The sequence below is a fragment of the Clostridium disporicum genome, from assembly GCF_001405015.1.
Taxonomy (GTDB): domain Bacteria; phylum Bacillota; class Clostridia; order Clostridiales; family Clostridiaceae; genus Clostridium; species Clostridium disporicum_B.
This window is the reverse complement of sequence record NZ_CYZX01000004.1, coordinates 40989-53844: the sequence shown is the minus strand read 5'-3', so window position 1 is coordinate 53844 and position 12856 is coordinate 40989. Positions and strand designations below refer to the sequence as shown.

Here is a 12856-nt window from a genome sequence, read left to right as displayed (position 1 = left end):
TATCATACTTTTATATCTCAGAGGCTCATAATACCCTATTTATTAATAGTTTCTAAAACATATTTTTTAAATTCTTCAAAACTTCCGTCTTCAATTGCTATACCTTTATTTATTTTATTGTAGTTAAAGTTAAATTCTACAGATCCATAATTTAATACTGCACTAATTATTGTTATACTTCCACCACTTAATCTATAATTAGCTCCATTTTCAACTGCAACTTTACATAATTCTAAGAAGCTTTCAATGTTTTCTTTCTCTTGTAATCCAGGAGTTTCTAATATAAACTTAATTAATCCATATCCTCCAATTAATTGAGTCATATCACTTTCTGATATATAAAACACCTTACCAGTATTATAGAAATATTTTAAAGGCCCAATAGTTACTGTCTTAAATTGTCCATTAATTTCTACATTTTCATTTTCAAATGATTTTATTGTCTCCTCAATATATAACCATGACTTATCATTATTGCTATCATTATTTTTTATAACTTGTTTAAATCTTTCAAAAGCCTTATCTACATCTTCTAGTTTTTCTACCTCTGACCCATCTATTGAAACTATGTATTTTTTATCTTCATAAACTAGCTCTATTTTCTTACCCATAATTGTTCTCTCCGTTCTATAAATAATAATGATTATTATATAGTATTATACCTTTATTGTAAATATAATAACACTATGCCTTCATTAATTATACTAACTTCTTATATTTCCACTTTCCACTTCTATACCTATAAATAAACAATATAGACCTAACAACCCAGTCAACAGTCATAGCTAACCATACTCCAACAAGTCCTAATCCTAAATCTCTAGCAAGTAAGAAGCTTAAGAAATATCTAAATATCCACATTGAAAAAATTGAAACAAGCATTGTAAATCTTGCATCATTAGCTGCACGTAGAGCATTAGGTAACGTAAAAGATATCGGCCATATAACCATTCCTACTATTGCATGTATCCAAATACATTTTAATGCCAAGGTAGTAGTTTGAGGAGAGAGAGAATATATCCATAATATCTTAGGTGAAATTAATCCCAAAAATAAACTTAATATAGCCATAGAAATAAAAGTTATCTTCATAAGTTTTTTAGTATTATATACAGATTCTTCATAATCATTAGCCCCTATACATTGACCTACTACTGTTATCATAGCTAGTCCAATTGCACTACCTGGTATTATCATCATTTGTGCAATATTATTTGCAACTGCATTAGCCGCAATAGAATATGTGCCAAATGTAGCAATTAAACTTTGTACTAAAATCTTTCCTAACTGAAACATCCCATTTTCTAATCCTGAAGGAATTCCTATTGCAAGAATCTTTTTAATATATTTTAAGTTCCATTTTATATTTAAATAATTATCTATATATAAATCATTTTTCTTTTTGGTTAACATATAAAGAATTATAATACAAGCAATAACTCTAGCTATTAATGTAGCTAAAACTGCTCCTAAAACTCCAAGCTTTAATCCGAAAATAAATATAGAATTTAGTATTATGTTAATGACATTCATAATTAATGAATTTATCATTGAAATTTTTGAATTGCCAATAGCCCTAAATAGAGCAGCTCCTGAATTATATAGTGCTATAAACGGATATGAAATAGCAGAATAGAAAAAGTAAATTTTAGCATTGTACATTACCTTTGAATCAACACTTCCAAAAATTAATCTTAATAATGCTTCATTAAGTATTAAACAAATTATCATAATAGCTACTGATAAAATAGTAGTTATTAAAATTAGTTGTTTTGCTGAAGTTCTAGCCTTCTCTTTTGATCCTCTACCTATTAATTGAGCTGCTACAACAGCTCCTCCTGTACCTAAGGCAGCAAAAATATTTATTAATAAAATATTTATTGTATCAACTAATGAAACAGCAGAAACAGCATATTCTCCTACATTTGAAACCATAACTGTATCAATTAACCCCACTGTAACAGCTAGTATTTGTTCAATTACCAAAGGAATTATTAATTTTTTCAAATTACTATTTGAAAAAATACTTACTTTAGCTTCACTTATATCGTCCATATTTTTTTATTTCTCCTTTAATTTTTAATTAATCTAACTATAAGCTATTTTACCACTTTTACCAATAATATTAAAATTTTATTTTTTATTCCATATATCTTTATAAAAAAATACTGATACAAATTATTATTTATATCAGTATTTTTGGAGTAATATATTTTATTGTAATTCTTTTTAGTATCTTACTTATTTTATTGTGTCTCAATATCTTTTTTTGATTTTCTTAGTATTAGAGCATTTGCTATTAATGATAATATTATTCCTATTATAACATACATTATTCTCTCAACTACTGCATATATGGACCCATTACTAATTGCAAGTGGTGCAACTGCAGATATAGTTACCAATACCACCATATCTCTGTAATCTTCTGCAAAGGAATTTAAATAACCTGCTATTAATATTATTAATCCTCTTAAAATATTATTTTTAATAAACATAAATAATATTAATAAAATTATGGACCCAATAATAGTTCCTTGTAATCTCTTCCAAGCTTTTATCTTACAGTTTTCTGAATAAAGCTCAGTCAAAGAAAATATAGTGTACACCATCCATCTTCCTTCTGCTAACTTAAAGTATTGTTGTATAAATGATGTTAAAGCAACAAGTATTCCAACTCTTATTGCATAAGAAGCCCTTATTGTATGTATTTTTACCTTCCTACCAAATATGTTTACCTCCTTATATACCTTATTACTTTCATTTTCATTAAAACCTATTATAGAGTTTTCTTTTTTAAATGCATTTTCTTTTTTAGCATTAACAATAAATTGACTAATCATTATGATAACTGCCCCAGCTACTAATGCTAAAATTCTTTTAACAAAGACTTCTCCATGCACTGGACTATTTAATAAAAATAGATATTGTAGACCATATGGAAGTATTAGGCCTTTTGTCATTGCATAACTAAAATAATATCCTATTAAAGACAAAGTAAAGAAATCTATAAAGATTCCTATCCATACATTATTAGCTGCAATATATGTTCCAAAACCAATAGCAAGATTAATTCCTAATAGTATAAGAAAATTTTTTAATGGCTTTTGTGTCAAATTCTTTCCTAATAACATAAGTAATATTATTACAGTACATATACCTACGGGCACATTTTCTTGCCCAAATATTAAAGTAAATATTGCTATAAATACCATAATACAAACAAATAATATCGTTTTTGCAATAATATTCTTTTTCACTTCTGATTTATCCATAATTTCATCTCCTTCTATACTGTTCTATTTTTTAGTATATGTATTATTTTCTTTTTTATAAAAAAAATAGAATTACTAAAAAGTAATTCTATTTTAAAATATTTTATTGTAAACCATGTTCTTTTTGAGATTTTCTTAATATAAATCTATTAGCTAATAATGCTAAAATAGTACCTATTATTACATACATTATTCTTTTTAATGCAATATATACTGATCCATTAGTAATTGCAAGTGGCGCAATTGCTGATATTGTTGCTAATATCATTACATCTCTATAATCTGAAGCAAATGAGCTTAAATATCCTGCTATAAGTATTATCAATCCTCTTAATGCAGGATTTTTTATAAACATAAAAGCTACTATAACTACAGCAGAACCTATAATAGTTCCTTGCAACCTTTTCCAAGCTCTAATTTTACAGTTCTCTGAGTATAACTCAGTTAATGAGAATATTGTGTATATCATCCAACGTCCTTCTGGTAACTTAAAATACAATGCTATAAAAGAAGTTATAGCTGTTAAAAGTCCAACTCTTATAGCATAAGAAGCCCTTATAGTATGTATCTTAACCTTTTTACCAAATAGTGCGTATTCTTTATAAACGCTATCAATTTCATCTTTATTAAAACCTATTATTGAATTCTCTTTTTTAAATACATTATTTTTCTTAGCATTTACTATAAATTGGCTTATCATAATAATTATAGCGCCAAAAATTAATGCATAAATTCTTTTTACAAAAATATGTCCATCTACAGGGCTATTCAACATAAATAAATATTGTAATCCATAGGGTAATATAAGCCCTTTAGTCATAGCATAACTAAAATAATATCCTATTAATGATAGAACTGAAAAATCTATAATTATTCCTACCCATACATTATTTGCTGCTATAAATGAACTTATTCCAAGTGCTAAGTTAATTCCTAAAAGTATTAAGAAATTCTTTACTGGATTTTGAGTTAAGTCCTTTCCTAACAACATAAGTATTGTTATTACTGTAGTAACTCCAACTAGCGTATTATCTTCTCCAAATAATAAATTAAACATTACTACCAAAATCATAATTATCAAAAATAATACTGTCTTTGAAATAATATTCTTTTTTAAACTAGCTTTATCCATTTTTACTTTCTCCCTTAATTAGTTTTATTCTTAGTATTAATCTATGTAATTTTCATTTTTTTATAGAAAGAGATTGCTCTTAAAGCAATCTCTTTTGAAAAGTATACTCCTATCATTTATTTATGTCAATGTTTTTATTTACCATAATATCCTGTATTAAACTAAACGGTATTTTAAATATAATAAATCCGGCTGCATATGGTCCTATATCATAAGGTTGGAAATAAATATACAAGTTATTATCATCAATGTAAAAATTTTGTCCTTCATCTATTCCCTTAAATCCATCTTTATATACATACTCATATTGCGGCTCTTTATCTATCATCTTTTGTATAATTGAATCCAATCTATTCTTCCAATCTGAATTTGGATTAAACAAATCTTCTAAGCTATAAAACTCTCCTGTATCAAGATTTATTACAGGTGTTATTTTAGATGATAATCCATGAGCAGCACCTAAAGGATAATAATATCCAGTTAAACTTAATATAAGTATATTCTTCTTAAAGAAAGTTACTTCAAATGTCCCATAATAACTATAGTCTAATACATCATTTTCATTTACACTATGACTTATTTGATCTTCTGCAAATGGTTTGAAATAGGATAATGTTTTTAATTTGCTATTTACTTTCTTCTCTACTTTTCTATTTTTAATACCTTTAATTTGTGGAATATAAATTAAAAAGCTAAAGTTCGGCTTATACTTTTCTTTAATTACAGAATATACATAATCAAGTATAATCTCATCATTTGGCTTATATATAAGCTTACCTGATCTAGTTAAATAATATGGTGAATAGTCTATATTAGCATATATTATATCATCTTTAATCATTAGCTCTCCACTTCCCTTTACCTTTGGTAATGTATTAATAACCTTCCCATTCTTATCTATAAAAAAAGTAGAGATATTATTAGAAGCGTAAGTTACTCCTTTATCATAATTACCTACAGCATAATATTTAAATTGAGTTAAAATATTTCCATTTGTATCACCTATAGCAAATATACTAGGTGCTATAAATTTATCATCTCCTAATGGTTTTCCTATAGGCATACCCAATGCCAATCTATTTTCTCCTAAATATCTAATTTCACTAAATATAGGAGTTAAAACATATTCTCCTTTTTTATTTATAACTCCATAAGGTCCATTATAATTTTCTTCAACTGATACTATAGCAATTCCATCAACAAACTCACTAGTAGATGTAAATCTAGGCGTAATTATCTCATTTCCTTCTATGTCTATATATCCATATGGTCCATCTATCTTTTCAGAAAACATCATAAGTCCATCTCCATATTGAGATACTAAATAATGCTTATAACTATTTAAAACTTTTCCTTCTTTATCAATCAAGCTATACTCGTTATCTTTTACCTTTACCAACGCAATATCATCTTTAAAATCATCAGCTCTTTCAAACTTAAGATGTATTAATTCTTTTCCTTCTCTATCTATATATCCATATTTATAATTTCCTGATTTACTATCTCCAACTACAGCTCTATGGTCATGAAATTCTCCAACTATCCCATATTCTTTCTTAGTTATTACATTTCCATCTTCATCAATTATTCCCATGCTGCCATCTTTACTATAAACTGCTCTACTTTCTCTAAAATTGCTTATACTATCATATATTGTATAAATCTTATATTCTCCTAATAAATCAATTACTCCATACTTATTATCCTTAATTACTATTGCTACACAATTTTCATTAAAGTCATAAGCTCCTTCAAATTTTGGCTCTATTACATATTCTCCCTTATTATTTATATATCCATATATTGCACCATTTTTAGTATTTTTCAATGCTGGATATAACTGCTTTGAACATCTTCTCTTTTTAGCTTTAATTCTTTTTTTCTTTGAGATTTTTTCTAATCTATATCTATCGCTGGAACCCACAAACTCTCTCCTTATATATCAAATAATTAATATTACATTATATGAAAAGCCATTAAATAAATAAACTATTACTCTCGTTGATTTTTGTCCAAATATATATTTTCTTAAAATCAAAAATGGTAGTATCAAACTACTTTTGATACTACCATTTTTTCTTATTATAAACTTAAAGTTTTTCTTTCACTTTCTAGAAGAATAACTTCGTCTCCAACTCTTACTTTCCCGCCTTTTATAACTCTTGTAAATACTCCATTAGTAGGCATTATACACTGCCCAACTCTATAGAATATTTCACATTTATCATGGCATTGCTTTCCTATTTGAGTAAGTTCTAAAATAGTTTCTCCAACTTTAAATCTTTGTCCTATAGGCATTTTAGTAAGTTCTATCCCTGATATAACTAGATTTTCACCAAAATCACCAAAGTTTACTCCTCCACCTTTAGAGTTAAACTCATCTATCTTTTCTAATCCTAAAAGGCTTACTTGTCTGTGCCATTTTCCAGCATGAGCATCTCCTTCAATTCCGAATTCTTCAATAAGATTCGCTTCATCTACCATTTGCTTAGCAGTCCCTTTTTTCTCACTCGTACATACAGCTATTACCTTACACATAATATTATCCTCCAATTTGATTCATAAATCTTATTTCTTCATGCTCTTTATTTTGATTAAATAAATGTTTCTCTGGTTTGTTATAAATAGTCTCTTCAATCTTTTTCTTTAACTCTTCGTTGGATATACCTTCTCTAATAAGGTCTCTTAAGCTTACTCCATAATCAAAGTGTAAACATTGCTTTAAAAATCCTTCTGGTGTAATTCTAACTCTATTACATTCTTCACAGAAGCAATTACTCATAGCACTTATAAATCCAACCTTACCTAAAGCGCCATCTATCTTTATATATTTAGCTGGCCCGCTACTTTTTTCTTTTCCTATCTCAACTGCATTAGCAAAGTTATCCTTTATAATATCTCTTATTTCTTGATTACTAACTCCTTTATAAACCTTTCCTACACCTATTGGCATAAGTTCAATAAATCTAACATCTATAGGCTTATTTATTGTAAGCTTTATAAAGTCCTTAATCTCATCATGGTTTATATCATTAACCATAACTGTATTAAGCTTTACTTTTATTCCAAACTCTATGCACTTATCAATAGCTTCTAAAACTTTTGAAAGTTCACCTCTTCTTGTTAAACTCTTAAATCTATCTTCCTTCAAAGAATCCAGACTTATATTTACTCCCTTAACACCACTTTTAGCTAAAGCCTCAACCTTATCAGCTAAAAGTATTCCATTAGTAGTAATATAAATTTCTTCTATACCTTCAATATTATTTATACTATCTATAAGTTTAGTTATATTAGGTCTAACTAGAGGTTCTCCCCCTGTTATTCTTATTTTCTTTATACCAACTTCAGCACAAGATTTAACTACTCTTAATATTTCTTCATCACTTAACTTCTCAGATGTTTTTAAGAAATTATTTTCTTTTTCATCCATGCAATATATACATCTTAAATTACAATTATCAGTTACAGATAATCGCAAGTAATCAATTTCTCTTTTAAATTTATCCTTCATCTCTAATTATGTGGCTATTCAAAGAAATTGAATTCACCACTTTTCCCTCCTGTTTTCTTTAACAGATGAGTTCCCTCGATTACCATTCTCTTATCTACAGCTTTGCACATATCATAAATAGTTAAGGCTGCAACTGTTGCTGCTGTTAAAGCTTCCATCTCAACACCTGTTTTATCAACTATTTTTACTGTTGCTGTTATATCTATAGCACTTTCTTCTTTATTTATATCAAAGTCAACATTAACGCTAGATATCATTAAAGGATGACACATAGGAATTAAGTTAGAAGTTTGCTTACTAGCCATTATTCCTGCTACTCTAGCAACTCCAAGCACATCTCCTTTTCCTATTTTTCCAGCCTCTATAAGATCTAATGTTTCTTTACTTACCTTTATCTTAGATACAGCTACTGCACATCTTGCAGTTTCTATCTTTTCAGAAACATCAACCATTCTTGCATTTCCACTATTATCAAAATGAGTTAATCCGTTATTCATATCTTTTCTCCTTTTATTTCCCAAATGAGCAATGTGGGAATGTACATACATTGCAATCTAAACATAATCCACCATGTCCATAATGAGCTATATCTTCAAAACTTAATCTTTCATCTGCTAAAACTCTTGGTAATACTAGGTCAAGTACTGTTCTCTTTGAATACATAGCACAACTTGGAACTCCAAGTATTGGTGTATCATTATGGTAAGCAAGTAAGAACATTGCACCTGGTAATACTGGTGAACCATATGTTACAAGTTCTCCACCACTTTCTTTTATCGCTGTTGGAGTAACATCATCTGGGTCAACAGACATTCCTCCAGTACAAATTATCATATCAACTTTTTCTTCTAATCCTTTTTGAATTTCTTCAATTATTCTTTCTTTTTCATCCGGTAAAATTACTTGTCTTACAACTTCACTTCCGTAATATCCAAGCTTAGCTTTTATAACTGGTAAGAATGCATCTTTAATTCTTCCCTTATAAACTTCATTACCTGTAGTTATCAAAAGACATCTTTTAGGCTTTATTTCATCAACCCAAATTACTTTATCATTAACTAACTCTTCAGCTTTTAATATTGGCTTTTCATCTATGATTAAAGGAATAACTCTAGTAGCACCTATCTTTTCACCTTTTTTTATAGGAGTATTATTATGCAGTGTTGATACTATAATTTCTCCTATTGAATTAATAGTAAATAACTTTTCTTTATCAATTCTTAAAACACCATCTCTATCAGCAAAAAAATCAACTTTTCCTTCTTTTATTTCTTCTGATTTAGCAACACCTTCACCCACAACAAGGTTTGAAATTCTTATAGCTGCATCATTTTCATGAAGTTCACCTTCCTTAGGCTCCCATACATAAATATGCTCTTTACCTATCTCAAGGAATTTTTGTATATCCTCCTCTTTAATAATATGTCCCTTTTTAAATACTCTTCCCTTAAACTCACCAGGTATTATTTGAGTAACATCATGAGATAAAATACACCCGATTGCATCCTCAACTCTTATCATTTTCATAGCTAACTACTCCATTCCTATATTAATTATCTATTCATACTTTTTAATATTCTAATAATCAAACTCTCCTTCTGCCATAAGCACTTTGGGACATTTGCGTCAGCAAATATTTTCTCCATTGACGAAATCAATCTTTTCTCCTCACGCAGTGACTTTTCCCCTTTGCGCAAGCAAACTTTTCACTTTACCACAAGTGACTAAACTACTTTCTAGCACACTCGCTTGCTGAACCTAATAATATGTCAATTCCATGTTTTATATCATCTAATACAAAATCTAACGCTTCTTTGCAAGCCTTTGGACTTCCTGGAAGATTTACTATAAGTGTATTTTTTCTTATTCCTGAAACTGCTCTTGAAAGCATTGCTCTCTTAGTTATCTGTAAGCTAAAATATCTTATAGCTTCACATATTCCTGGAGTTTCTCTTTCAATAACCATCTTTGTAGCTTCTGGAGTTATATCTCTTACTGAAAACCCAGTTCCACCTGTGCTTAAAACAAGATTAACACCTAAGTCATCTGCCATATGTTTAAACTCCTCCGCTAACATTTCTTTTTCATCTGGCAATACTACATATCTTACAACTTCAAAACCTTTAGCTTCTACTATTTCTTTTATAACTGCTCCGCTCTTATCTTCTCTTTCTCCAGCATATCCTTTATCACTACTCGTAACGATTCCTACAGTATACATTTATCTTTCCTCCAATTCATTAAATTCTATTGGTGTGTTTACATTTAAAAAATCTTCCTCTTCAAATTTTCTATTGCCTAGTTTTTCGATTACTTTATAATTTGAAGACATTATAAATCTTTGTAGTTTATTTTCGTTTTTTATTAAACTCTCTTCAATTTTACCTAATATATTTTTAGAATATATTGAACAAAGTGGCTGTAATCTATCCTTATATTTAGGCACTAATACATCATAATTTTCATTATAATTCCCTAAGAAATCTAATAACTCACTACTTACAAGAGGCATATCACAAGCTACACATAAAACACAATCAGTAGTAGAACTTTTCAATGCTGAATGTATTCCTGATAGGGGACCATTTCCCTTATATATATCTTCTACAACTCTTAAATTAAACCTTTCATAAACTTCTTTATCATTAGCTACAATAATAACTTCCTTGAAGTTTTTTCCTGCATTAATAATATGTTCAATAAAAGTTTTTTCCTTAAAACTTAAAAAAGCTTTATTATTATAATTCATCCTACTACTTTTTCCACCTGCCAAAATAGCTAGTGTTTTATTTATCAAAGCAACTCACCTCTTAAAATTTAATAATAGTAACTATATCTCCTTTATTAACGCCTTCATTACCAGCTTCCAGCTCTATTAAACAATTAGAATTTAATGTAGAGCTAAGAATTCCATTTCCACTTTTAACTTGTGTTATTTCTACTTTTTGACCATTAACATCAGAAGTTACTGTTCCTCTTAAAAACCTTCTATTCGGACTCTTCTTTTTAAATTCATTAGTTAAAATAGCTTTTTCTCTACTTATTTCTATATGTTCTTTTCCACTTAGCTTTTCTAGTGTTGTTTTAGCAATAAGTTCAAAAGTAGTTAATGCAGCTGTTGGATTTCCTGAAAGGCTTACTATAATTTTTTCATCATATTTGCTACAAAGCATAGCTGATCCTGGTTTAATATTAATTTTCCAAAATAATTTTTCACCATTAATATAATCTATTACTTCTTTTATTAAGTCCTTTTCTCCTACAGATGCCCCACCTGTAGTTATAATAAAATCTGCTACTCTTGAAGCTTCCTTAATTTTATTTCCAATCCCAATAAAGCTATCATTTTCATGATCCACATAGGTTACTTCATAACCTAACTCAGCTAATCTTCCTAATATTGTATACTTGTTGCTATTATATATCTTTCCTCCTATTAATGCTTCATCTAAATCTAATACTTCGTCTCCTGTACTTATAAAAGCTACTCTTGGCTTTTTATAAACATTAACAGTTCTTATTCCAGAACTAGCTAATATTCCTATGTCTGCATAATCTAATTTTTTACCTTTCTTCACCAAAAGGGTTCCCTCTTTTATATCCTCACCTTTTAAACAAATATTTTCTTCAGCTTTTAATACCTTATTTACCTCTATAAAACCATCCTTAAAAGTTACATCTTCTTGTTTTATTACAGCATTAGCTCCAATTGGTATAGGAGCTCCAGTCATTATTTTAATTGCTGTTCCTTGCTTTACTTCACTTTTGCAAACATCACCTGCAAAAACTTGGTCTATAACCTTTAAGGATTTTTTTCCTTCCTCTGTATCAATAGAAATCACTGCATATCCATCCATAGCTGATTTGTTAAATGGAGGATTATCTATCTTTGAAAAGATATCTTCACTTAAAATTCTACCTATTCCAGAAAGTAATGACACTTCTTCAATTCCAATAAATCTAACATTTTCACTTAAAATCTCTATGGCTTCTTCTAAACTAATAAAAGATTTCATAACTTGCACCTCATACTCAAATAATTAATGGAACTCACTACTCACACGCATTTGTAGGAGTGCCTCTACAGTATAACTTCAAAGTACTAACTCATAAATTTGAACTTAAAAAGCTTGCTACTTTACCCTTATTTTGGGTATAAGTAACAAGCTTAATACATTTCTATATTAAATCTACTTATTTTCCTTCCCAAAATACGTGGAGACAATAACTTTTCAATTACTGCCCTGTGAATGATAAACATTCAGGCGTAAAAGTCATAGAAAATTCCTTAGACTTTTACACACTAGAAAACACAAAACTATTTTTCAAATTTAAACTCTTTTTCTTTTTGGACTAAATCTGCTAATACTTTATAATCATCCTTTTTAACTATAGGTACATCACTATACTTAATATGTTCATTACTAGCAATAGCAATTAATTTTTCTTTAGGAGTTAATATCTCTTCACTAACTCCCTCTCTATAAACTTCTATTTTTCTTAAATCACTTTTTTTATATCCTTCAACAAGTACTACATCCTTGTCACTTACCATTTTAATTATATCATCTAAATTAATTTCTTGTTCTAATTCTCTAATCATCGCAAATCTATTTTTAGATGAAATAACTACTGTTTCTGCTCCAGCCTGTCTATGTCTGTATGTATCTTTTCCTTTTTTATCTATATCGAATCCATGAACATCATGTTTTATTGTTGATACAGTTAGCCCTCTATTCTTCAATTCATTAATAAGTCCTTCCATAAGAATAGTCTTACCAACATTTGAGCCTTTTCCTATAACATTGACTACCTTTGCCATTTATATGTCACCCTTTAATTTTTGATTCATTAGGAGTAAGTTTAATTGACAAAATCGCATATACTCCTATAAGTATAAATCTTAAATCCTATATAAATAGAATTTAAGATTTA

At 28.4% G+C, this 12856-nt stretch carries 13 protein-coding genes and 1 riboswitch; all 13 genes read right to left on the bottom strand.

The window, feature by feature from the left end; translation table 11 throughout:
- Window positions 1-35: 35 nt before the first annotated feature.
- A complete protein-coding gene (locus ARA56_RS03555; protein WP_055264020.1) occupies window positions 36-611 on the bottom strand; it encodes a hypothetical protein in 576 nt (191 codons plus the stop codon).
- A gap of 88 nt (window positions 612-699) precedes the next feature.
- Complete coding sequence (locus ARA56_RS03550) at window positions 700-2055, bottom strand: MATE family efflux transporter (RefSeq protein WP_055264018.1); 1356 nt, start codon at window positions 2053-2055, stop codon at window positions 700-702.
- Window positions 2056-2246: 191 nt separating this feature from the next.
- Window positions 2247-3275, bottom strand: a complete 1029-nt coding sequence (locus ARA56_RS03545) for an FUSC family protein (protein WP_242855863.1) — start codon at window positions 3273-3275, stop codon at window positions 2247-2249.
- 103 nt (window positions 3276-3378) lie between these two features.
- On the bottom strand, window positions 3379-4407 hold the full coding sequence (locus tag ARA56_RS03540) for an FUSC family protein (RefSeq protein ID WP_055264016.1): 1029 nt from the start codon (window positions 4405-4407) through the stop codon (window positions 3379-3381).
- Between the two features lie 112 nt (window positions 4408-4519).
- Window positions 4520-6331, bottom strand: a complete 1812-nt coding sequence (locus ARA56_RS03535; RefSeq protein ID WP_084758943.1) for a WG repeat-containing protein — start codon at window positions 6329-6331, stop codon at window positions 4520-4522.
- Between the two features lie 158 nt (window positions 6332-6489).
- Window positions 6490-6945, bottom strand: coding sequence for an MOSC domain-containing protein (locus ARA56_RS03530; RefSeq protein ID WP_055264014.1), 456 nt, complete (start codon window positions 6943-6945; stop codon window positions 6490-6492).
- Window positions 6946-6949: 4 nt separating this feature from the next.
- Entirely contained in the window at window positions 6950-7921 is a 972-nt protein-coding gene (moaA, locus tag ARA56_RS03525) for a GTP 3',8-cyclase MoaA (protein ID WP_055264012.1), read from the bottom strand.
- A 14-nt stretch (window positions 7922-7935) separates the two neighbouring features.
- Window positions 7936-8418: a cyclic pyranopterin monophosphate synthase MoaC gene (gene moaC / locus ARA56_RS03520; RefSeq protein ID WP_055264010.1), complete on the bottom strand. Its 483-nt coding sequence runs from the start codon at window positions 8416-8418 to the stop codon at window positions 7936-7938.
- Between the two features lie 13 nt (window positions 8419-8431).
- Window positions 8432-9448 carry a molybdopterin-binding protein gene (locus ARA56_RS03515; RefSeq protein WP_055264008.1) on the bottom strand — a complete coding sequence of 339 codons (1017 nt, stop codon included), beginning with the start codon at window positions 9446-9448 and terminating at the stop codon, window positions 8432-8434.
- Between the two features lie 202 nt (window positions 9449-9650).
- Entirely contained in the window at window positions 9651-10142 is a 492-nt protein-coding gene (locus ARA56_RS03510; protein ID WP_055264006.1) for a MogA/MoaB family molybdenum cofactor biosynthesis protein, read from the bottom strand.
- Window positions 10143-10718, bottom strand: coding sequence for a molybdenum cofactor guanylyltransferase (locus tag ARA56_RS03505; RefSeq protein WP_055264004.1), 576 nt, complete (start codon window positions 10716-10718; stop codon window positions 10143-10145).
- A gap of 13 nt (window positions 10719-10731) precedes the next feature.
- Window positions 10732-11937, bottom strand: a complete 1206-nt coding sequence (locus ARA56_RS03500) for a molybdopterin molybdotransferase MoeA (protein WP_055264002.1) — start codon at window positions 11935-11937, stop codon at window positions 10732-10734.
- A gap of 166 nt (window positions 11938-12103) precedes the next feature.
- A riboswitch (molybdenum cofactor riboswitch) is annotated at window positions 12104-12243 on the bottom strand.
- Complete coding sequence (gene mobB, locus ARA56_RS03495; RefSeq protein WP_055264000.1) at window positions 12240-12743, bottom strand: molybdopterin-guanine dinucleotide biosynthesis protein B; 504 nt, start codon at window positions 12741-12743, stop codon at window positions 12240-12242. (Overlaps the previous riboswitch by 4 nt.)
- Between the last annotated feature and the right edge of the window lie 113 nt (window positions 12744-12856).